The 23,562-nt window shown below is 44.2% G+C and carries 18 protein-coding genes and 1 pseudogene; 7 read left to right on the top strand and 12 right to left on the bottom strand.

The window, feature by feature from the left end:
* A partial coding sequence (locus F6K52_RS11860; protein WP_293077650.1) for an agmatinase family protein occupies window positions 1-960 on the top strand: 960 nt, incomplete at its 5' end.
* Between the two features lie 155 nt (window positions 961-1,115).
* On the opposite strand, the gene speY is transcribed toward F6K52_RS11860, so the two are convergent.
* Together speY and speA are read right to left on the bottom strand one after the other, a co-directional pair.
* Entirely contained in the window at window positions 1,116-2,225 is a 1,110-nt protein-coding gene (gene speY / locus F6K52_RS11865; RefSeq protein ID WP_293077652.1) for a deoxyhypusine synthase, read from the bottom strand.
* 265 nt (window positions 2,226-2,490) lie between these two features.
* Window positions 2,491-4,638, bottom strand: coding sequence for a biosynthetic arginine decarboxylase (gene speA, locus F6K52_RS11870; RefSeq protein WP_293077655.1), 2,148 nt, complete (start codon window positions 4,636-4,638; stop codon window positions 2,491-2,493).
* 64 nt (window positions 4,639-4,702) lie between these two features.
* On the opposite strand from speA, the gene F6K52_RS11875 reads away from it, so the two are divergent.
* Entirely contained in the window at window positions 4,703-5,290 is a 588-nt protein-coding gene (locus F6K52_RS11875; protein WP_293077657.1) for a hypothetical protein, read from the top strand.
* Between the two features lie 78 nt (window positions 5,291-5,368).
* Here F6K52_RS11875 and F6K52_RS11880 read toward each other — a convergent pair whose 3' ends face one another.
* The 8 genes and pseudogenes from F6K52_RS11880 to F6K52_RS11915 form a co-directional block, all read right to left on the bottom strand.
* A complete protein-coding gene (locus F6K52_RS11880) occupies window positions 5,369-7,897 on the bottom strand; it encodes a CHAT domain-containing protein (RefSeq protein WP_293077659.1) in 2,529 nt (842 codons plus the stop codon).
* 1,021 nt (window positions 7,898-8,918) lie between these two features.
* Complete coding sequence (locus F6K52_RS11885) at window positions 8,919-9,143, bottom strand: hypothetical protein (protein WP_293077661.1); 225 nt, start codon at window positions 9,141-9,143, stop codon at window positions 8,919-8,921.
* The gene (locus tag F6K52_RS11890; protein WP_293077663.1) at window positions 9,140-10,909 is read right to left on the bottom strand and encodes a S8 family peptidase; all 1,770 of its coding nucleotides are present in this window, start codon (window positions 10,907-10,909) and stop codon (window positions 9,140-9,142) included. The genes F6K52_RS11885 and F6K52_RS11890 overlap by 4 nt, the downstream gene beginning before the upstream one ends.
* Window positions 10,910-11,015: 106 nt before the next feature.
* Window positions 11,016-11,219: pseudogene (locus tag F6K52_RS11895) on the bottom strand (hypothetical protein); the annotation flags it as partial.
* Window positions 11,220-11,356: 137 nt separating this feature from the next.
* Window positions 11,357-12,094 (bottom strand): sulfotransferase family protein, encoded by a 738-nt coding sequence (locus F6K52_RS11900; RefSeq protein WP_293077665.1) that lies wholly within the window; start codon window positions 12,092-12,094, stop codon window positions 11,357-11,359.
* Between the two features lie 94 nt (window positions 12,095-12,188).
* Window positions 12,189-13,094 (bottom strand): NAD(P)-dependent oxidoreductase, encoded by a 906-nt coding sequence (locus F6K52_RS11905; RefSeq protein ID WP_293077667.1) that lies wholly within the window; start codon window positions 13,092-13,094, stop codon window positions 12,189-12,191.
* A gap of 253 nt (window positions 13,095-13,347) precedes the next feature.
* Window positions 13,348-14,073 carry a class I SAM-dependent methyltransferase gene (locus F6K52_RS11910; protein WP_293077669.1) on the bottom strand — a complete coding sequence of 242 codons (726 nt, stop codon included), beginning with the start codon at window positions 14,071-14,073 and terminating at the stop codon, window positions 13,348-13,350.
* Window positions 14,074-14,211: 138 nt separating this feature from the next.
* The gene (locus F6K52_RS11915; protein WP_293077672.1) at window positions 14,212-14,562 is read right to left on the bottom strand and encodes a hypothetical protein; all 351 of its coding nucleotides are present in this window, start codon (window positions 14,560-14,562) and stop codon (window positions 14,212-14,214) included.
* 921 nt (window positions 14,563-15,483) lie between these two features.
* Here F6K52_RS11915 and F6K52_RS11920 point away from each other — a divergent pair.
* From F6K52_RS11920 to F6K52_RS11935, 4 genes are all read left to right on the top strand, one after another.
* Window positions 15,484-16,548 (top strand): Mrp/NBP35 family ATP-binding protein, encoded by a 1,065-nt coding sequence (locus F6K52_RS11920; RefSeq protein ID WP_293077682.1) that lies wholly within the window; start codon window positions 15,484-15,486, stop codon window positions 16,546-16,548.
* 209 nt (window positions 16,549-16,757) lie between these two features.
* Window positions 16,758-18,026 carry a rod shape-determining protein RodA gene (gene rodA, locus F6K52_RS11925; protein ID WP_293077674.1) on the top strand — a complete coding sequence of 423 codons (1,269 nt, stop codon included), beginning with the start codon at window positions 16,758-16,760 and terminating at the stop codon, window positions 18,024-18,026.
* Window positions 18,027-18,122: 96 nt separating this feature from the next.
* Complete coding sequence (locus F6K52_RS11930; protein WP_044493740.1) at window positions 18,123-18,314, top strand: NAD(P)H dehydrogenase subunit NdhS; 192 nt, start codon at window positions 18,123-18,125, stop codon at window positions 18,312-18,314.
* A gap of 173 nt (window positions 18,315-18,487) precedes the next feature.
* Window positions 18,488-19,153 carry an HAS-barrel domain-containing protein gene (locus F6K52_RS11935; RefSeq protein WP_293077676.1) on the top strand — a complete coding sequence of 222 codons (666 nt, stop codon included), beginning with the start codon at window positions 18,488-18,490 and terminating at the stop codon, window positions 19,151-19,153.
* A 66-nt stretch (window positions 19,154-19,219) separates the two neighbouring features.
* Here the strand turns inward: F6K52_RS11935 and F6K52_RS11940 are convergent, their stop codons facing one another.
* Window positions 19,220-19,687 (bottom strand): hypothetical protein, encoded by a 468-nt coding sequence (locus tag F6K52_RS11940; RefSeq protein ID WP_293077678.1) that lies wholly within the window; start codon window positions 19,685-19,687, stop codon window positions 19,220-19,222.
* 22 nt (window positions 19,688-19,709) lie between these two features.
* Window positions 19,710-22,496: a valine--tRNA ligase gene (locus tag F6K52_RS11945; RefSeq protein ID WP_293077680.1), complete on the bottom strand. Its 2,787-nt coding sequence runs from the start codon at window positions 22,494-22,496 to the stop codon at window positions 19,710-19,712.
* Between the two features lie 591 nt (window positions 22,497-23,087).
* Here F6K52_RS11945 and F6K52_RS11950 point away from each other — a divergent pair.
* Window positions 23,088-23,426, top strand: a complete 339-nt coding sequence (locus tag F6K52_RS11950; protein WP_293018096.1) for a P-II family nitrogen regulator — start codon at window positions 23,088-23,090, stop codon at window positions 23,424-23,426.
* Window positions 23,427-23,562: the final 136 nt, after the last annotated feature.

Consider the following 23,562-nt stretch of genomic DNA (forward strand, 5'->3'; position numbering starts at 1 on the left):
TCTTCAATCGTTTTCCTGCCTGTTCCTTGGGACGTGACCACATCTTACCGAGAGGGGGCAGCAAAGGGTCCCCAAGGGATAATAGAAGCTTCGGTACAGTTAGATTGGTACGACTTTGATGTACCTCAAGCTTGGGAAACGAGGTGCGGGACTATACCGATTAACTCAGCTATCCAAGACCAAAATCGTGCTATGAGGTTGATAGCTAAAGAGATTATTCAGTATTTAGAAGCTGGTGGCAATGTGGATGATGATGCGATCGCAAAACAGTTAGCCATCGTTAATCAAGCCTGTGCTGCACTCAACAACTGGGTTTACACTCAGGCACTGGAACTGCTGGAGCAAGGCAAGCTGGTTGCCATCGTCGGTGGCGATCACAGTGTTCCTTTTGGGTTAATGAAAGCCCTAACACAGCAACACGAGGAATACGGCATTTTACAAATTGATGCCCATGCCGATCTCCGGCAAGCCTATGAAGGGTTTACTTACTCCCATGCCTCGATCATGTACAATGCTCTGACCCTACCTCAGATTAATCGTTTAGTTCAGGTTGGCATCCGAGATGTTTGTGAAGAGGAAATGTCTTGGGCTCATAGCGATCGCCGGATTGTAATGTTTGATGACTGGCAGCTCAAAGCTAACACTTACGAAGGTATAACCTGGGCAGCCCAGTGCCAGGAAATTATTGCTAATTTACCTAATAAAGTTTATATTAGCTTTGACATTGACGGATTGAATCCCGCCTATTGTCCCAATACAGGTACTCCTGTGCCGGGAGGATTGGAATTTAATGAGGCAATGTATTTAGTGCGATCGCTAGTCAAAGCTGGAAAAACAATTATTGGTTTTGATCTGTGCGAAGTTGCTCCCGGAGACTCTGGTGATGAGTGGGATGGTAATGTTGGCGCTAGAATTCTGTACAAGCTTGCCTGTTTAACTAGCTATAAGACTACTTGCTAAAAAAACCAGCATATAGCGTTTGTATTTGAGATGTAAACCTAGGAACTCTTTTTTTATTGTCAAATAAAACTCTGGAGCTCTTTACCCTTTTGCCTCTTGCCTTTTGCCTCTTGCCTTTTTCGACAAGAAGTGTGTTTACAACCCAGATACAAACGCTATCTGACTGCTGTAGATTGGGTAGCCAAATGTGCCTTGTTCAACTGCTCCAGTAGAGCTTTCCGTTGGTCATAGAGGCGTTTTAGAGGACGAGGCGCTAACTTAGCTAGGCAGTAAGCGGTCAGTAGGGGCATAGCAATGGTCGAGTCGCAATAAACCACTACCGTTTCTGATAACTTTTGTGGATCAAGCTTGCACCAAGAAACCGCCTCCGATGGGGTTGCTCCTGACAAACCCCCTGTATCTGGACGGGCATCAGTTACCTGAAGAAAGTAATCATGCCCCTTCTCATCAATACCCAAGACTTCTTGAAGATACGGTTCCGTCTGCAACATGAAATTTTTCGGCGAGCCACCTCCTAAGATCCAAATCCCACTAGCTCCCCCATGGTTTTTAGCTGCCAGCACAATTGCTGCCGTTTCATTCACATCCAAGGACACATCAATGACTGGTCCGGTTCCCTGCAACCCTAGCGCTGCTAAATTCATCCCAATCGAACTATCTCCAGGGCTTGAGGTATAGATCGGGACTCCTAACCGATAAGCTGCCGCCAGCAGGGATTGGCTTTCCAGTCCCAATGTCTGCTCCCGTGCAGCAATGTACTTACCACAGAGGTAGTGAAACTCTGCTGTTCCCATTCGACCCTTAAACTCAGGCTGTTCAATGATCTGACGAAAGAACTTATCCGTTGATAGCAGCACGTCATAATCGAAGAAAATGTCATAGATCCGGACAACTCCTTCTTTCTGCAATACCACATCACTAATATCGTGCCGCCCTTGATGAAGTTCCAATCCGATACCAAAATGAGTGTCGTGGTAGAGATTGGCTCCTGTAGATACTATCCAATCGACAAACCCTGCCTCCATCAATGGGATCACTGCCGCCATTCCTAAGCCTGCAGGGGTTAATGCTCCTGTCAAACTTAAACCCACCGTTACGTTTGGCTGCAACATCCGCTCTACCAATAATTGGCAGCCTTCTCGTAATCGACCGGAATTGTAGGCTAGAAACGTCTGGTCGATTAATTCTGTGATTGGGATTCCTGCTGTAATCGGACTCGGAGCGATTTTACGCCCTTGCAAAAAGCGATTTTCTTTGGTGGGCATGTTAGTTAAATCACTCGATAAAACTTGCGCTTAACGACCGTTATAACTTAATGATCAACATTCTGTAATGTCAAGGTGAATGGTTCGTGCTTCATGGCACAGATTACCTTAGCGCTTGTCTGTGCCATCAATCATATATCCATCGCTTTGGCTGTAGCGAGTACAATTGATACCTTTCCTTAAGCAGGAGTTACCCAAAACTGAGCACCAAACCCTATAAGTTCTAGGAAACCCAACAATTCGAGTTACTCGGTAAATCCTGAGCTTAGCAACTCAAATAGGTATAACTCCTCAAACTCCGCTCATAATTTTGCAGCAGCCGTTGAGATTCTGCCAAAGTAATTCGGTTCTCTTGCAAGGCCTGTTCTGTGCGACGGCGCATACCTTCTACCAAATCTTCAGCATCATACTGTATATAACCCAAAACTTCCGTGATTGTATCTCCCTTAACCACGTGTTCAATTTCATACCCTCTGGGGCTTAATTTGATGTGAACTGCATTACTATCACCAAAAAGATTGTGTAAATTCCCCATAATCTCTTGGTAGGCACCGACTAGGAAAAAACCCAAATAGTAGGGTTTTTTGGATTTAGGATTTGGGATTTGGGATTTGCCATTGGAAATTCTCTCTGGCTCCTCGGCTTTGCGCAAAGGATGTAGTTCCAGCAACGATTTAACATCCCGCAGGTCAATAAATTGGTCTATTTTACCATCACTATCGCAGGTAAGGTCAGCCAGGATACCCCTTTGAGTTGGTTCTTCATCCAGCCGATGGATGGGCATAATCGGAAATAGCTGGTTAATTCCCCAGCAATCTGGCACTGATTGGAAGACGGATAGGTTGACATAATAAATTGATGCCATGATCGTTTCCAGGTCTGCTAGATCATCAGGAACATAGTCTTGTGTCCTGATAATTTCCCGAATCTTCTGACAGCACGCCCAATAAAGCTGCTCAGCTTTAGCCCGCTCGGTAATGCTGAGATACCCTAAACTAAACAGGCTTTTTGCTTCTTGGTTAAGCTCGATGGCATCATGATAAGCTTCCTGGTAATTCTCAAGGTCGATAGTACAGTAAGTTTCCCAAAGATTTCGGATAATTAGATGGTCTTGTTCCGTTGCCAGTGGAGGGGATTGAGATTCCACATCACTGGTACTCAAAACATCAAAGATCAAAACTGATTGGTGGGATGCGATCGCACGACCACTTTCACTAATCAGTGTTGGTGCTGGAATTTGATGTTCCTCACAAGCTTCCTTCACCGCAGCCACAATGTCATTAGCATAGTTCTGCATGTTGTAGTTTTTGGAAGCATGGAAGTTGGTTTTGGAGCCATCGTAATCCACTGCCAAGCCACCACCTACATCTAGATACTGCATATTCACCCCTAATCCCTTGAGCTCAGCATAAATTTGGCTGGCTTCGCGAATAGCATCTTTAATCACGCTAATGGCAGAGATTTGAGAGCCGATGTGGAAGTGCAACAGCTGCAATGACTCAAGCATCCCAGCCTCTCGTAGCTGGTCAATGGTTTGGAGTATTTCTGGGATTTTCAGACCAAATTTAGCTCTATCTCCTACAGAATTTCCCCAACGACCCATGCTTTGTGTACTCAGTTTGGCTCGCACCCCCAGCACTGGTTTGATGCCTCCTAACGAAGCCGCCACCTCAATCACTAACTGCACTTCCTCTAGCTGTTCTAGGACAATTATCGGATTATGTCCCAATCGCCTAGCTAGAAGTGCAGTTTCAAGATATTCCCGGTCTTTGTAGCCGTTACAAATAATTAGGGAATCCGGAGTGAGCAATGTTGCTAGAGCAATCATCAATTCTGGTTTAGAACCGACTTCTAAACCAAATTGATAAGGTTGACCAAAATACACGACATCCTCAACCACATGTCGATGCTGGTTGCATTTAACTGGAAACACTCCTTGGTAACGACCAGGGTATTTGTAGCGAGTAATGGCTTGGGCAAAACAGGCGTTTAATTGCGCTATCTGGTCTGCCAAGATATCTGAAAAATGGATTAATAATGGTAGTCCCAAGTTGCGCTGCTTAAGGGATTCTACCAGTTCCAACAAATCCAACGAGCCGCCCCCATTGCCTTTAGGGGACACCATGATATGACCAGCAGTGTTAATGGCAAAGTAGGGTTCTCCCCAGCCTTGGATCTGATAAAGCTCCTCACTTTTCTCAATTGTCCAAGATTTAGAGGTCTTCTGATCTTGGTTCTGGTTAGGGATTTGAGAAGGGGATGAGTTGATCAACTTAACACCATAATCTGTAGAATTTTGAGTCGAGAACCCTGTAGTAGTCTCAGTAGTAGTCTCAGTAGTAGTCTCAGGGGCTAAATACTCTTGAAACTGGGATTTACGCTGTAGTGTCACCAATAACCTCCTTAAAGACATTGGTCGAACTGACTAGCCATGCTAAAATGCCGTCAGCGTGTTTTTTAACTAATCGTGAGCGTCGATGTCTAAACCATCAGGTCATCAGGCTCAAAAGCAAGATTATTTCGAGTCCATCCAAAAGCTAATATACAATCATCAGATTGCTGTTTGGGTTGGGCTTTGGGTTGTTATGGTCTTAGCCGGTAGCATAGCAACTATTGGTCTGATTGATCCTGGACCGATTGAAGAAGAAGCCAATAATCCACAACCAGCTCTGGCTCAACTGCGGGCATCAGCGGCAAAAGAGGCTGTGCCTCTGTCTTTGTTTGGTGTTGTTGCTGTCGGCTGCGCCAGCGGTTGCTTATTACTTACTAAGGCTCTAAAATTTTCAAGCCGGAAAACGAAACTGAAAAGACCGATAACATCTAGTGTCAGTAGTAGAAGGCGACGCCGTAATTCTAGACGCCGTAAGGCGACTCGGAAACAACAACCAGTAAAATCAGTACCATTATTACCACCATCACAAAACAGGAGTGATGACCAACAGACCGAGGTAACGGTTTTGCCACCGGAGCCTACTGATCAGACCAATGCTAAAGACGAGACTCTTGCCAACATGATGGATATGCGTAAGCGCCGCTCTCTGTCTTCTTTGATGCGGGATCAATAATCATCAGCCGATGCTAGTGCTGATTTAATTTGCCCTTTGTTAGCCCTTAGTTCAATATTGACGGTTGACTGTTAACCGTCAATTGTTAGAAGTTCTAACCTCTAACAGCGATTGCCAATCTTTAATCGCTTGCTGTGACCAAAGCCAGTTCTTGCTCAAGGCATCAGGTTGGAAGTTAATGGGGTCGTTGGTGATCACTTCTTGGCGTAGGTTGAGGGCTTGTTGGGACAAACTCGCCCGCTTAGATCCGTTTTGTTCTTGAGCCGATTTCCACAAGCCTAGCCCTAAGCCAGCATAGGTATTCCATTTGTGGGAATTGCTGGATTTTCCAGATCCAACGGTTGTAGATTTCCCGTTGCTACTTCTGTACAATGCATCATACCAAGCTTGGTTAGCTCGCTCGTATTTGCCTTCAGCGTAATAGGCAAACCCTAGGGCATTGCGGTAAGTCCAAGAGTCAGGTTCTTGTTTGACTGCTCTTTCCCAATAACGTCTGACATCATCCAGACTGTATTGATCCGAGCCGGTCTGGATAGACTGCCATGCCAGACGCCCTCTTAAGAAACTCACCATTGACTTATTCAATTGTGCTGAGGGAACTTCCTTAAGAGCAGCAGAAGCCTGAGGTAATGCACCCCGGTCTAGCAATGCCTTTACAGCTTCGGTTCCTCGAATAATATTATTCTCACTGAATGCTTCAATTGCGATCGCTGTGACGGTGTTGGTATTAGCCTTTGTCAAATTCACATTTGAGTAATCAACAGGTTTGGAAAGACCTGGTGGTAATTGTCTCCCTACCCCAGGACTAGGAGGGTTCTGGAAAAACCAAACCCCCAAAAGTACCAAGGCCAGAGTTCCCGTTGCTCCTAGTCCGATCCACAGTGGTGAACGTGGTAACCTTGAACCCTTCTGTTTAGGATTAGTGACCTTTTTCGCCTCAAGTGCTGCTGTAGTATCCTCAAGGTTTGGAGCTGATTGGGTTGATCCCTCGCTAGACAAAGCCGCTGAAAGCGTTGCAGCTGAAGCTTTCAAAGGAGCAGGGAGTTGGCTTGGGGTATGGACTGGTAGGTTCTTCTGAGCAGCTTCTGAGTAAGAGTTTTCGGATAACCCCTCTAAGTTCGATGCTGTTATTGTTGATTCCCCACCAATCGCCTCTGTATTCAGCTGATCCAGCAATCCCTTAATGAAAGCAGCGGGATCGTCTGCTTCTAGTTCATGGGATTCTAAACCCTGTGTTACACCAGTGAGACTTCCATCGTCATACTCAGCTTCTCCCTTAGAGACAAGAGCTGAATCTTCCTCAAATTCTGATAATGTGGTATATTCTCTCTCTTGTGGTGGCGTAAAAAAACCCTCTTCTGAGTCTAACCCTACAGACATTCCAGGAGGATCGGGCAGACTAAATATTTGAGTTCGGTCATAACTGTGGTCATCATTGGTCAGGAAACCATCAAATGCCGGATGCAGATAGAGAACAGGTAATGCCCAATAAAGCTGGTTCGAGCCATAAGCAGAAATCAGTCCTTGTCTAGCTCGCGAGAGGCTTAGGTCAATGGGATAACCCTGGTTGATGTTACGGTATAATAACCGGGTTAGGGTCAGGGCTACCTCATCGGGAATACGCTCTGCCATGGCTAGAACACCAGGAATACCCCGCTTAACCAGTGCTTGGGCTAGATTTTGATCGTTACCGTTTTCCTGGCTATCTGAAGCAGCTGTATGAGCACCACGACAGGAGTTGAATACAGCCAGCTGGACACCATTATTAACTAACAGTCCTGCTAGATCATCACCCCTTACTGTTTCTGTCAAACCAGTTTTTTTGCTAACCAGGTAGACATCACCACCTGATTCCCCTAGGTTAGAGTGACCAGCATAGTGGAAGACTTGATATTTCCCTTGTTCCAGGGCTTGGGTTAACTGTTCCCGTCCTGGCTGTTCCAGAATTGTCAGATGAATCGCTGGTGGTCCATTGGGGGAACGATGGCGGAGTTCTTCTTTAAGGTGAGATGCTTCTTGTAAGAGTTCTAAACTTTCTTGATCACTTGGACCGGCGATCACCATCAAAATTTTCAGAGGTTGATTCGGTGGAGACAAAGGCTTCGGAACTGGTCTAATCAACCCTTTGGTCATTTGATAGCGAGAAAAAGCCACATCAGTTCCTGTGGCTAGGGGGCGATCCCCAGCATGGAGGACTTCCCAAGGTAGGCGGGGTAATTCTGTACCTTTCAATCCCAGACGCAGTCGCAAAACCGACCGTTGATTTTGAGCGATCGCTTGCGCCATCATCCAGCTATCGCGCAAGCTTCCTTTAAATAGGGCATTGTATAGCTCTTGACCCAAGGCAACTAAGTTTAAAGAGGATTGAGAGTATGGTTCTCCCCAAGATGGCATGGCAAAACTACCATCCACCGCAGCTGCCCTACCCTGCAGGACACTAAATAGGGGGTCATTCATCAGTTGCTTGGCCTGGGTTAACCATTCTTCTACCGGCCAACTGACTTGTTCTTCTGCCAATGAGACTCCCGGTGCCACTCGTTCGATGCGCACCAGATAATCATCATGTTTTCCTAAGGGGGTTACGGAGATATGGAATTCCTGTGCCACTGTTGCCCAATTTTGCTCAATTTCAAGGGGTCAATTTTGCTCATAGTGACGAGCTTTGGCTGAAGGTTTAAAAATTCTTGAATATTGAATATTTGTTTACTATTTGCTTATTGAGGAGTATTCCTTTAGGGGAAAATTCTTGTTGGCTCATGGTATTGATGCCGTTTTTTATTTAAAGTTTCCAAGGCATACTCTATTAATTGTTTTGAATCAGAAAATCTCCTAATTCCAGCATTTGGGTGCCACTTTACCCAGATTTTTCCGGATTGCTATCACCAATTTCAGAAAAGTGAAATGGTAGATGCACCCTGATTGACACCCCCGGTTCACTTTGGTGAGCTGGGGATTTTTTTTCACTGGGTGGTAAGGTGTTACCCACTGTATCTAGCCATCTCTATAGATTAGTTTGCTTGCTCCTTTCCCTCTAAACACGAACTGATGAAGCGATGCAGCGCGGTCTTGGTGGTTTCCCCCATGAGCTACTGCATCAAGACAAGGTCTTAAGCACTTAAAACAGGGGAAATTGCTTTCGCAAGCAGCTAATTTACCCTTTGGGAATTGGTACTCATACCCAGCAGCATTGGATGTACTGAATCAGTAAGGTTTCCAGGAGAAAGGATTAAGGTGTAGGTTTATCCATAGTATGATAAGCGTGTTATCAACTAGCTTAACATCTGAAATTTTCCCCAAGATACTCCTTTGGGGTGTCATCACTGTATCCAGAGCATTTTAGTCAGCCTGACCCTCAACTTTGCTAATTCAGGCCAACACTGCCTAATCCTTGGTATTAACCAGTTTGTCAGTCTTAGGGAGAAGCTCTAGATGTATGCTTTGAGCTTTATTATGGTTTTTGTAAAGATTTTGACAAGACTCGGTAATTACCGAGTCTTGGGATTTCACCCCATAGGTAGATGATTTTTGAGCATAGCTTTTAAGGATCTAGTGAACATGGGGTGATGGGAAAATAGGCTGATACCTGAATACTTAGGTCCTGATTGTCTTCGTTCAATAGGTAAGATACTCAAGCGAGTAACTCAAAGGACTTGATCTCCAACACCGGACCAATCATGGCAAAGCTCATCACATCCTCTCGCACCTCTCCTGTAACCGTTACCTTCAGTCCCGATTGCTTTAACTGTGGCGGACTGTTTTTGAGTTCGTAGGTTTCCCCTGAGTTAGAAACCAGTGCCCAGGCTCCTGACCCCATCTCTTTGCGCTCAATCACGCCTGTGATGCTAATCGTCATGCTGATTGTTTCTCCCCTTGAACGGCTAAATAAGCTAGTCCAAAACAGAGCAAGGCATTGCCAATCAGGAACACCCGAGACAAAACCCCGCCTCCTAGCCAGATTAGCTCAGGTGAAACCACAGCACTCACGGCTAGGCAACTGGCTACACCGAGAGCTGAACCAACCGCTAACCACTTCCATTGGGGATGTCCTAACAGTAGGGCGATTAAAATAAATGGAATCACAACACTGGCAAATAGAGGGTTTAGAAAACTACTGCTGCCAATAGCGCTACCCAATTCTGGAATCGAACTGCCCATGACTCGCAAGGGCCATTGGGGTAAGTCAAAGATATACAAACCTTTTAGGAAGAATAATCCTGAACTCCCGGCTACTAAACCAGTGGCAAGAGACCAACTCCAAGTAAAGGGAAAATAATTGCGCAAGAACCAGGCCAGCAGGTAGGAACCTAGTACCATAGCAATCTTGGGCCACAGGGCGATCACACCACCATCAATCCAAAAGCGAGGATTGAGATAGCCGTTATCCCGTAACCAGCGGAAGAAGTCTTGGAAAGTAATTTGTCCTTTCAGAGCGAGTTGAACCGCAGCACCAGCATCTAATTGTCCAGCACCATAGTGGTTTAGGGGGTCATCTTCTATAGCTCGGGTTGACTGCTTGAGTACATTCAATACATCAGCAGGGTCTTTAATCCCAGTAGCTTTGATTAAAGCTGCCACACCAGCAACGTGAGGCGATGCCATACTGGTGCCTTGGAAGCCAGCAAATACAGGGCTGCCTGTGTCTCCATCAATCGTCTCTTGCAGAATTTTACCATTTTCACTGCCACCAGGGGCTGAGATATCTACCCCAGCACCAAAGTTAGAGTAGGGAGCTTTCAGTCCTGCGGAATCAAGGGCAGAAACACCAATAACATGGGGATAGCGGGCAGGATAAGCAGCAGCATTTTGGTTAGAGTTACCAGCAGCAGCCACTAGCACAACACCTTTGTGATAGGCATAGTCGATTGCCTCTGCCATCAGATTGCTTTCACCAGCCCCCCCTAAACTCATGTTGATTACATCTGCCTCATGATCAGCGGCAAAGCGAATTGCTTCCGCAATATCAGCCACTGTACCACCACCACTGGCTGCCAATACCTTTAGGGGCATCAGGGTAGCTTCGTAAGCAACTCCGGCAACACCGTAACCATTGTTGGTAGATTGGGCAATGGTACCAGCTACGTGAGTACCGTGACCTTGATCATCCCATGCTTCAATCCGGTCATTGACAAAGTCGTAGCCTTCAACAAATTCAGTATCTTTCAAATCCGGGACTGCGCTGACCCCAGTGTCAATCACTGCTACCGTTACCCCACTTCCCTTGGTGTCATCCCAAGCAGATTCTATATTAATGCTGCGCAGGTTCCACTGCTTGCTATAGTCAGGGTCATTGGGAACCTCGAAGGCACTATAGGTATAGTTCGGTTCAATATATTCTGTTGCTTGGGATAGTCCTGATTGTTTCAGGGTATTCAGCAGTTGTTTATCTCCGTTTAGGATATAAATGTGATCCGCTGCTGAAAATTCACTATTGAGTTGGGGATTAACCTCGTATTGTTGTGCGATCGCTTGCAATTGCTCATTAAGTTGAGCAGCTGGGATATCTTCCCGGAAGTCGATTACAATCGACTCAAAATTACCCTGATTTGCCAATCCTTTAAAGTTAAACAGGGCAAAACCCAGCCCTATTACAAACAGACACAGTATCAAAAATTTTCTCATGGCAATCTGTCGCTGGTTTGCGAGTCTTTAATCACCACGATAGCTTATATAGCAAAGGGAGTAGGGAGTAGGGAGCGGTGCGACCCGTGGCGAATTTAATTACGGGTCAAGCGCACTCCCTGGGAGTAGGGAGTGGGGATGCAGCGCGGCCAAAAGCAGTAAACCAAGGCTGAAGGCTAGACATGTTGGGATAAACGGTTTGTTTGTCTTGGCCGTAGTCTTCTTTAATGTCCTTTGGCAACTGAAAAAAGTTACGACAACTGTCGAGAGTTTGTTGAACTAAATCGGCATAAATGCCATGATATTTAAAATATAAAAACCCATTCTATAAGCAGATGTTGTAGAGGCGTTTGTGTTCTTCGTTGCCTAATTTTGAACCATTGAGGTATTTGAATTTTATTAATGAGATTACTGGTAAAGTTTTCAGATGTATTTTTTTATTATTTTTTATTCTATACACAAGCGCTGTTCGTAGAGCTTTTGGTAGTAAGGCAAACAAAACTCATAAGCTTGCTTTAAATGTTCATGGTCTTCAATTTTGGCATAATCTTTTTTTTCTCGTTCTTTAAATCCCTGACTAGATTGAGTATAATCATGCCATCCACCTTCCCATTGATTGATTTCAGGTTGAGGCTTAGGTTTCCATGCTAGAGCTTCTTTAATAAAAGGGATACCCACAGCCTCACAATAAGCCTTCACCGTTGCTTCAGGTTTTTGGATTAAATCATCTGAATCTATTAATATTGGAACTTTCCCATCCATTTCCTTCACTGTTTCAAACAGCTTATTTAGTTCAGCATATCCAGTTTCTTCTAAGGTAAAATCAGGCCAATTTTTAAAAAGCGACGGGATAGATTTTTCTGGATTTCTAATTATAAAAGTATTCTCAAAATTATAAAAAAACTCAGGGTTAGCTATATGAGTAATATAGTAGCCCATGTCTTTAATAAAAACGGGCTTATTTTCAGTTTCTTGCTTTAACTTTGCTAAGATTGAATTAAAACTATTTTCAGGATTTAACTCCGCTTCTGGATAACGGGTAGTGTTACGACGCTCTTGACTATAGTAAAAAGATAACCCAAAAGGTTCGTCATGTACTGAAAAATCCCCTCTTTCTCGCATCATACGCTCAAATGCAGTAGACGTTGATCGTGGCACTGCCCACAGAGCTAATATTTTATCCATTTTTGTTAATTCACGTATTATTATTTTATGCTTTGGATGAAAGCGCCAATAATTGGATCACATTCATCCTTCTTTATTATCTATATTTGAAAGCTTAATCCTTACTTACTTGATTAATTTGCAAAGATACTCCTACAATATCTTCTAAGAGTTTAACCACAGACATTTCTCCTTTGTCGTGACCATATTTTGCCTGGGCAGACTGAAAAATACTTCTGGCTTGATTTCCCATCATTAAAGGTATATTGTATTGTTGAGCAAGTTCATCAATAAGCCGCAAATCTTTGACACACAGTTTAAGAGTAAAGGATGGATCATAATGTCCTGCAAAGATAGATGGAATATCATGCTGTGCAACCCAACTGTTGCCAGCACTTGCTTTAATCATTTCCGATAAATTAGTAAGTGGAATACCAGCTTTTTCTCCAATAACAAGTGCTTCTCCGATTGCACAAGCATTGATAAACCAGAGCATATTAGTAATTAGCTTCGTTATATTTCCCGTTCCTAAAGCTCCTGCATAAAAAATTTGTTCTGCCATGGGTTCAAGAATATGTTTTGCTTGTTCAAATACCTCAAGATCACCACCAACGAAAAAGATTAATTCTCCTCTTTCTGCCCCATCTACTGCATTGGTTACGGGTGCCTCCATTACCTTAACCCCCACAGAAATAGCTTCTTCGGCAATTTTTTGGAATGAGGTGGGAGAATTGGTCGTACAATCAATCCAAGTGGAATTGGGACTTAAACTTTTCAATAGTCCTTTCTCACCCAAAAGAACGCTCTCCACTGCTGCAGGATTGGGTAACATTGTAATCACTGCATCTGTTTGACGAGCAAGGACTTCTGGCGATTCGGCCCATTTTGCTCCTTTTTTTATCAGGTTTTCTGCTGATGCCGGACGTAAATCATGGACAACCACAGGAAAACCTGCTTCAAGTAAATTTCGTGCCATGGGATTTCCCATGTTACCAACACCTATAAAGCCTATTTTATTCATGTTTTTCAAGATCCAAACAAAATTGATTTTTGATATTATTAAGCTGATGTGCATTTAAGCACCTAAACAAAATTAATTTCCTACTCCCAATCTCTGTAACCCTTACATCGTAAGGCTTTGAGTTTTTTAAAATGTGTAATTAATTTTGTGCACCTGCTTAAATTGGTTATTACCTGTTCCCACACCCGCTTTTTTCTGTTCCCTGTGATTAATTGAGGTATCCCAATCTAAATGCTGAACAGCTTAAGCCTGTTTAAATTACTTTCTTATAGACATGATATTGCTTACAGGGAGTTATATATTGAAACTCAAAACCACATTCATGCAATAATATTTGAGCCATTGATTCTGGCAAGAGCTGATATTTACAAGTTTGCTTTGCCAAGAGCATTTTATTTCGATGAAAACTATAGTGTTTGTCAAATTTATCATAAGGAAGTGGTAATATTTGCTGACTATAAGTTATTTCATCGGTTAAAGTTTCTTCATAATCTTGATGAACACCTTGAACACTAAAAATTAAGCTTCCTTGATTGTTCAAGTGATTTGCTACATTATGGAAACTCTTGATAATATTTTGTATTTTTGGTAAATGGCTACAAAAAATATAGTCTTTTTCATGGTTGTCAATAAAATACCAAATTCCTCCATTGGAAAAAGCTGCATCAAACTTTTTGCACAAATCCATGGTTAATACATTTTCATGGCGTAAATCAATGTTTTTTGCCAGGCGTTTTTGTGCTTGGATTAACATACTTTCAGTGAAATCAATTCCCACAAAATCAATTTCAGGCAATTTTTTAATTAATTTTTCAGCGACTAATCCGGTTCCGACGCCTAATTCCAGAACAGAATTACATGATTTGAATATGTGAGCTAGAGAATCGGTTTGAGCTTCGTAATCATAATAACCTGCTGTCATCAAAAGATCGTAATATTCGCTAATGCCAGTATATTGATTGACTTGTTCTTTCAACATTTTTTTCCTTAGTCTTTCAGTTTCACTAATCAGCAAGTTGCATTCGGGTATATTAAGAATTTGTCAACTCTGGGGATCACTATTCATACACCGCGATTGCTTCACCCAAAACATAAAGTATCTGCTCTAAACCCAATCTCAGAGCTTCTTTTCCATAGGTTTTACCCCCTTGATTGCGGGCACCACTTGTAGCTGTGTCAACAGTTGACATATCATGGTATAACCAAGTCGGTCGCAAAAATATTCGATTTCCAGATTGCGTAAATTCAAAAACTTCCCATCGTGCTTGGGCAACAAATCCAAATAGGTAGCAATGTAATCCGATCCACAATAGTCTTCATTATCAACATCTTGGTCATAAGCCCTTGACCATTGATCGTAGTATTGCTTAAGATCGTCAGCCTTTCCAGAAAGCTTGTGGGCTTCCTTAATCGCATCAAAACTATTAACTGTCTTAGCACTTTTGGGTTCAGTAATGGTTGTCTTCAAAATACATACCTCTTGTTGTTGACAACTTGTGACATCTCTGATGTCTAGAGGGCTAGAAAGTAGTTATCAGCCCAAATCCTATCAAGAGAAACCTCTAGTGCGGAAGAGTTGCAAAAAGTTTAGTCATCATCGGGTGATAAACCCCATGACAACATTGTTTTCCAAAGTCGAACTCCTTTATTTTGGCTAGGGATGGTTGATCAGGATAATCGGAATCCTCGTGATCAGAGACCGGACTGGGAGCACAGCTCCACCAGACAACTTCCTTTAAGAGGTCTCTCGTTAACCCCATATTTATCCCTAACATTTAGGCCTCTTGTAGAATAACATAGTTTGTGCAAGTGACCAAATTTTTGAGCAATTTTGCAATTTCGAACGCGCTGTAATATAGCTATCACAAGGGATAGTTGTAGTTTAACGAAATTTTAAGTCGGCCTCGGATATAGTTGATCTTCACTATCAACTGGGGGGCAACACCTATAGTATTTATCAATCCCATGAGGTACTTAAGCCGGTGGGTTTTAGAGAGTAGGGAATAGTGGCGGGTGCGCGGACATGAGAGGGTTTACCCATAGTGCGACTGCATCAAGACAGGAATAATAAACTTGAATGCACTTGATAAGTAAAATTAACGCTATAATCTCGATTGACATGAGATTTGATCGGGGTTTGCGATTTTCTTAAGTACATAGTTCTCAGCTTTCACGGAGTAGAAATTATTCCTCGACCCCCTTAGGCGTTAGGCTGTCAGTCAAATATAAAAACAATCAAAAACCGTTCGAGACAGTTGGTAACGATCGCTTTGATGGTCTATTTTCTTAGTCTGATTGGCAATCACTGCGCCTAGTAAAGCTCTACAATCGAACCGTAGCCCCATTCCTCGTGGCCTTAGCTAACACAGGCTATGCCCGCCTATCTGTCATGCTTGATACAAATTCAGTTTTAGACATATTACGACCGGTACAAGACCCCGAACTCCAGAAGAGTTTAGTGGAATTAAATATGATCCGCAATGTCAAGGTTGACAACGGTACAGTTAGTTTTACCTTAGTGTTGACCACCCCAGCCTGTCCGTTGCGGGAATTTATTGTAGAGGATTGCCAAAAGGCAGTCAAACAGCTATCAGGAGTAGAAGAGGTAGTAGTGGATGTTACCGCTGAAACACCTCAGCAAAAATCCTTGCCTGACCGCACTGGTATTGAGGGCGTAAAAAATATTTTAGCCATTTCCAGTGGTAAGGGGGGCGTCGGGAAGAGTACTGTTTCGGTAAATGTGGCAGTTGCTTTGGCTCAGTTGGGGGCTAAAGTCGGTCTCCTAGACGCTGATATCTATGGTCCCAATGCTCCAGCCATGCTGGGATTAACTGATGCCAAAGTCATGGTTCAGAAAGGAAAACACGGGGATGTCATCGAGCCAGCTTTCAACCACGGTATCAAGCTAGTGTCCATGGGATTTCTAATAGATCCAGATCAGCCAGTGGTTTGGCGCGGACCGATGTTAAATGGAATTATTCGCCAGTTCCTCTATCAGGTAGAGTGGGGTGAATTGGACTATCTGATTGTGGATATGCCACCAGGTACTGGGGATGCTCAGCTAACCTTAGCCCAAGCAGTACCCATGGCAGGAGCCGTAATTGTGACAACACCCCAAAATGTCGCTCTGTTAGACTCCCGCCGAGGCTTGAAAATGTTTGAGCAAATGGGAGTCCCGGTGTTGGGAATAGTAGAAAATATGAGTTACTTTATCCCACCAGACTTGCCCGATCGTCAGTATGACCTGTTTGGCTCTGGAGGAGGTGAAAAAACATCAAAAGAACTAGGAATTCCCTTGCTCGGTTGTATTCCCCTAGAAATTTCCCTACGCCAGGGAGGGGATCAAGGATTGCCCATCGCTGTGGGTAATCCAGAGTCAGCCTCCGCTAAAGCACTGATAGCGATCGCATCTCAGATTGCTGCCAAAGTTTCCATTGCTGCCCTTTCTAATTAACAAATAATTGTAGGCAAGAATAACTCAAACATAGAACATGGAAAATCACCATTAACAATTTTCTCAGGGTTAATACCTAATAGCTCATACCTAATATAGGGACTCTAAATAAATTGTGATAATTTTTCTTCCCTGCTCCGAAGTACCTATTCCCTGCTCCCTATTCCCTATTCCCTGTTCCCTTTGCTCTAGGTCATACCTCATAACTGATGGTACAAATTAATAAATTTAGAATAAGAAACAGTATTCGTTGGCGGCTGTTGTGGGCTCCCTGGCAGGACTTAGACTGGCAACTGTTATTCCTGACTGTGGGGCTGACCATCTTTGGGGCAGTGATGATTCGCTCTGCAGCCATCGACAATGGTGGAAACTATTGGGTCTCCCACTTGCTCATTGGTGGTATTGGACTGTTTATCGCTCTATTCATTGCGCGATCGCGCTATCAATCTCTGATCCAATGGCATTGGGTAATTTACGCCATCACCAATCTGTCCTTAATTGCTGTAATGATCATCGGTGCTAGTGCTAAGGGTGCTCAGCGTTGGGTTACTATTGGAGGCTTTAATGTTCAACCATCAGAATTTGCCAAGGTCGGGTTGATTATTACTCTAGCTGCCATCTTGCACAAACGACCCGCTACTACCATTCCAGCAGTAATAGCAGCTTTAGCAGTAACTATCGTACCTTGGGCATTAGTGTTTGGGCAGCCTGATCTCGGAACATCCTTGGTGTTTGGGGCAATTACCTTGAGTATGCTTTACTGGGCAAATGCCAATCCCGGCTGGTTGCTCCTGTTGATTTCCCCTCTGGTGTCAGCCATTGTCTTCAGTATATCTTTACCTGCATGGTATACCTGGGCTGTTGTGATCACACTGATTGCCTTCCTGAGTCTCCCTTGGCGCTGGTTGGGAGCCTTGGGTACCCTGGTGGTTAACCTAGTGGTCGGACCGTTAGGAAAAGTCTTCTGGAATCTCTTGAAGGACTATCAAAAAGACCGATTAACGCTCTTTTTGAACCCCGATCTAGATCCACTGGGAGGAGGGTATCACCTCATTCAGTCTCGAATTGGTATCGGTGCTGGTGAACTTTGGGGAAGGGGACTGAACCAGGGAACTCAAACTCAACTCCACTTTATCCCGGAACAGCATACTGACTTTATTTTCTCAGCCATTGGTGAAGAACTAGGCTTTGTAGGTTGCTTGTGTATTTTATTAGCCTTGTGGTGGTTGTGCCTACGCTTGGTGCTGATTGCTCAGAATGCTAAAGACAACTTTGGCTCTCTAGTAACAATTGGCGTGCTCTCAATGATTGTGTTTCAAACCGTGATCAACATTGGGATGACTATTGGCTTAGCTCCCATCACAGGAATTCCTCTGCCTTTACTCAGTTACGGTCGTTCAGCCCTACTAACCAACTTTCTTGGCCTAGGGTTAGCCCAAGCAGTGGCCAATTATCGACAGCGATTGAAATTTCAATAAGTTATGGGTTATGAGATACTGGATGACTAATAAGTCAAATAACTCCTATCCTAGTAAAGGAAATCTAAATAAGGCAATCTAAGTTTTGAGGCAGTCATGATTTTTCCAGGTTCTATAGTTCGCGTAATCAATGTTGACGATACCTATTATCGCTTTGAGGGGCTCGTACAGCGGGTTAGTGATGGTAAAGCAGCTGTGCTGTTTGAAGGAGGTAACTGGGATAAATTAGTGACCTTTCAGCTGTCGGAAATCGAAGAGGTGAAACCAAAAATTGGTAAAAAGGGTTAGATAGATCACTTGTCGTCTCGAGTAAGCCCCTAATCAGCCTCTAAAAAACTCTACCAGACTACTGTTTCAACACCCTCTTCAAACTGGGGCATAAAACTGGGGCATACATCAATCGCATAAATCAATCAAGGGCATACATCAATAACTAATGACTAATGACTAATAACTAAACCATGCGCCTTCCCTTACCCCAGTTTACCCCCAGCAATCGCTCAGAAAATCACCTTGCTGAGGTGATTGAAACAGCAACTACAGAATTTCTAGCTCAATGTTTAGAGCCAGAAGATCTAAGCTTTCCGGTCATGCCTGCCTTTGGCAGCTGGGTAAAATCTGTAGATGATGAGTCAGGTAATCAAATTTTTGCTGTAGTTTATTATGCTACCACTAGCCCGATTGACTCGGTTCATCGAGCAACAGCTTTAGGATTGTCACTGGCAGAATTACGTGAGCAGCAGCCTCAGATTTTCGCCATGCTCAAAACTGAGTTCCGTGCTGCCATCGTTGGGTTTATGTCTTCGGAAGAAGGTGTTAATGGTTTTAGCAACCATCATGGTCGAGTCTATCAGTATCTTCCACCCCGTCCCCCGCAAATTCATCAACCTGTCTACCAGTGTGAACCATCAGAGGTTATTCACTTTACTGGAGATTTGGATTTTTTGCGAACACTTTTAGAAGTCAATGGTGCCCCAGTAGACCCCCTGACAGCAGCTGTGATTAGGGAAGTTTATCGTCTTCGTCAGACTGACCGTGACTGGTTAGTCAAGGCCGGACGAACTTTGAGTGTCTTACTTAAGGATGATTATGACCGCTTGCGGTATATTTTGAGTCAAATTAAGTGACTACTCCCAAGGGGGATTTTAACTCACATATCCCTCTGTTTCCCTATTCCCTATTCCCTATTCCCTTTACTCATTACCAGCTTGATCAATTTTAGCCTCCAATTGGGCTACCTTTTGCTCCAGCTGTTTCTTCTCCAATTTCAAGTTTTCTGCTAAAGCTTCAATTTTTTCGCGACGTGCTTCTACTTCTAAATCGCGGATATCTAACCCTTGGCTTTTCAAGGTTAGCTCTTGCCGCCATTGTTCAGCCCGTTTCATTTCTTCTTCTAAAAAGGTAGACTTAACCTCAGCTGTTAAATACTTCTTGACTAAATCTAACACCCAATCGGTGGCAGATTGAATAGTGATCACCTCTTGAGTTTCAGCCAGATCGATTAAGACTAAGCAACCTTCTTTTAAAGCTTGGGAATTAGTAAACGCCACAGGTCTTGGCTCAATCACTTCCCAGAATTGATCAGAGTTTTGGCGGGCAAGTAGTTGCAATTTGAGCCCGCCAAAATCATCATTGTCTTGAACTTTAGCTAGGTGTAGCATTACCGGTTTGATAGAAATCTTTCTAAAGTCTATTTAAGCGATCGCGTAAAATAGACTCTTGCTTTTTAGCTTCTGCCAATGCCTCTTGAGCACCCTTAACCACTGCTTCTGGAGCTTTACTCACAAAGTTCTTATTACCCAGACGCCCAGACAAGGATTTGACTTCCGCCTCTACTTTACGTAAATTCTTTTCTAACTTAGCCCGTAGAGCATCCACATCGACCACACCAGTTAGGGGAATTAGCACCTGGACAGTGCCGACTACACCGGCCATGGTATTCTTAACCTCTTTCTCCAAGGCTGGAGTAATGGTTAATTGATTGACCTTACCTATGTCTTTGATATAGGCTTGACCCGCCTCTAAAATTTGACCTTCGTCACTGTTGCTGCTTTGCAGAATAACAGGTGCGGTCACCCCTGGTTTAATCTCTGCCTCAGCCCGGAGGTTGCGGATAGTACGGATTGTACCGATCAGCAGCTCAAACCTTTGCTCTAGTTCTGAGTCAATTAGAGAACTTGGGGATATAGAAGATTGGGTATTGCCTATTGGCGAAAGGTCATGGTCTATTTTATCTAAGTACTCTATAGGATAAGGTTGTAGCGCCAAAACCTCCCCAGATTTCTGGGTCAAGGTGTGCCAGATTTCTTCAGTGATATGGGGCATGAAGGGATGGAGTAGCTTGAGGATACCCTCTAAAACGTAAGCTAGAGTTTGCTGTGCCACAACCCGCGACGGAGAATTGGCATCCTCACGCAGCCTCGATTTGACCAGTTCAATGTACCAATCACAAAAATCACCCCAGATGAATTCATAAAGTCCTTTAGCCGCTTCTCCCAAGCCATAAGCATCTAGATGATCCCTAGTTTGACGCACCACTTGGTGAAAACGGGAAAGAATCCAGCGATCGCATAATTCCAATGCCTCTACTGTTGGTTGGCCCAACTCTTCGGGAGTCTTACCATCAAGGTTTAGCATTACAAACCGGGCTGCATTCCACAGTTTATTGGCAAAATTGCGGGATGCTTCTACAGAAGCTGACTCATCCGTCTTGCGGTTATACTCTATTCGGATATCTTGACCTGCACCTGCCACTTCCCGAACCAAGGTATAGCGCACGGCATCCGTACCATACTTGTCAATCAGGATTAAGGGGTCAATACCATTATTAGCCGACTTAGACATTTTCTTATTGTTCTCATCCCGCACTAGCCCGTGGATGTAAACACTCTTAAACGGCATCTGACCCGTAAAATGTCCTGCCATCATGGTCATGCGGGCAACCCAGAAGAAAATGATGTCAAAACCTGTTACCAGGGTGGTAGTGGGATAGTAAGTCTTCAAATCCTTGGTCTGATCAGGCCATCCCATAGTAGAGAAGGGCCATAATCCTGAGGAAAACCAGGTATCCAGCACATCTGGGTCTTTCTCTAGCTTGACATTTTCTCCAAATTTTGCTACCGCTTTATTCTTAGCTTCTGCTTCATGGTGAGCCACAATAAACGGAGTCTCGCTAGTTATTGTGCCATTGGTTTCACTCACCACATACCAAGCTGGAATTTGGTGTCCCCACCAGAGTTGGCGGGAGATGCACCAGTCTTTTAATTTCACCAGCCAATCTCGGTAGACCTTCGTCCAACGTTCCGGGATAAATACTGGAGAATGGTGCTGGTCAAGAGACTCTAGGGCTCGGTCAGCTAGGGGGCGAATTTTGACAAACCATTGCGTTGAGATTAAGGGTTCAACAGGAACCTTTCCGCGATCGCTATAGGGTACTGTATGTTTGTAGTCCTCTACCTTAACCAACAGCTCTTCTGCTTCCAGCTGCTTCACCACATTTTTCCGAGCTTCAAACCGGTCTTGTCCTTCGAAAGCGCCAGCCTTTTCATTTAATGTGCCATTCTTATTCATGATGTTAATGAATGGCAGACTATGACGCTGACCCATTTGAAAGTCATTAGGGTCATGGGCCGGAGTTACCTTGACACAACCGGTGCCAAACCCTGGATCAACCAATTCATCAGCAATAATCGGAATTTCTCGTCCCATAATTGGCAAGGTTACAGTTTTACCAATTAAATCCTGGTAGCGTTCATCATCAGGATTAACTGCAACCGCCGTATCTCCCAACATAGTTTCTGGTCTAGTGGTAGCTACTTCCACAAAACCATTGCTATCAGTAATGGGATATCGAAAATGCCACAAATGCCCATCTACTTCCTTATTTTCCACTTCCAAATCTGAGACAGCGGACTCCGAGGCTGGACACCAGTTGACCATATATTCGCCCCGATAAATCAGTCCCTGGTCATAGAGTTGGACAAAGGCTTCAATTACTGCTTTCGATAAGCCTTCATCCATCGTGAAGCGTTCCCGCGACCAATCCACCGAAACCCCCAAACGCCTCAGCTGGTTAACGATGGTGCCACCTGATTCTTCCTTCCACTCCCAAGCCCATTCAATAAACTTTTCCCGTCCCAAGTCATAGCGGGTTTTACCTTGAGCTTGTAACTTTCTATCGAGAATGGTTTGTACACCAATACTAGCGTGGTCAGTTCCCGGTAGCCAAAGGGTATTGCGTCCTGTCATCCGGTGGTAACGGACGAGGGTGTCAATCAGGGCACTCTCGAAGGCGTGACCCATGTGCAACTTCCCAGTTACGTTAGGTGGGGGGATAACAACGCAGTAGGGTTCACCCTGGTGATTGGGGTCAGCTTTGAAGACTTGGTTTTCTTCCCAGTATTGTTGCCACTTGGCTTCGGTGGTTTTCGGTTCGTATTTGGTTGCCAGGGTGGGTGTGGTTGCGGTCATGCTGGGAATGGTGGATAGATGGGCTTACCTCAATTTTGCCACAGGCTCAAGGTAGTTAAGGAAATGAACTGCAAAGACGGGAACGATGGGTGGGGCATAAAAGCAGGGGAGCATGAGTTGGTGGGCAGTCATCAAATACCTGTGCAGCTAATATATCGATAAGTATAGAAAAGCGAGTCGTCTTCGCGGTTGATCAATCGAGATCAACACTTGAGAGTTACCCTATCAGCATTTATAAAAATTTTCACATCCACAGTGAGATAAAGTGTCATGCTTATCAAAAAAAAACCCCGTTCTTATAGGACGGCTTTATGTTACCATCAGGATGGTCAATGACCCACCCGAGACGTTCGCGTAGCGTCGGCTTTGCAGATTGGATTCAGACAGCCTATACGAGCGAAGTCCAGTAACCTGGCGGCGCAGCAAAATCGGTAGACCGGGAAAAGATGACAGGGCAATGGAAGGCTTGTGACAGCTGTTGCATTGAAGCAGAAACCTAAATCGTGAGGTTTAGGAATCGCCTTTCTTCTAGGACGGTGAGGATGTCAACATATAACAAATGAATAGCAGAACAACTGAGGAGTTAGGAGATTGAAAAAAGTAGAAGCCATCATCCGGCCATTTAAGCTGGACGAAGTCAAAATCGCTCTAGTCAACGCTGGCATTGTCGGAATGACAGTTTCTGAGGTTCGAGGCTTTGGACGCCAGAAAGGTCAGACTGAACGTTATCGCGGTTCAGAGTACACTGTGGAATTCCTACAAAAACTCAAAGTAGAAATTGTCGTAGAAGACGATCAAGTCGATATGGTCGTAGACAAAGTGATCGCTGCAGCTCGCACCGGTGAAATTGGTGACGGTAAAATTTTCATTAGCCCCGTCGATCAGGTGGTTAGAATTCGTACTGGGGAAAAAAATCTAGAAGCCGTCTAAATACCCTATATACCAATATACCAAGGGAGCTGAGGCACGGTTTACCGAGTTAGCGTGCCTCAGTTGATTTTTTTGACATCTCCCCCGGTTAAAACACGGGGGATTCTCAAAGGATGTTACGCGGTAGGGTAAACCC

This window comes from Moorena sp. SIO3H5, assembly GCF_010692395.1.
Classification (GTDB): domain Bacteria; phylum Cyanobacteriota; class Cyanobacteriia; order Cyanobacteriales; family Coleofasciculaceae; genus Moorena.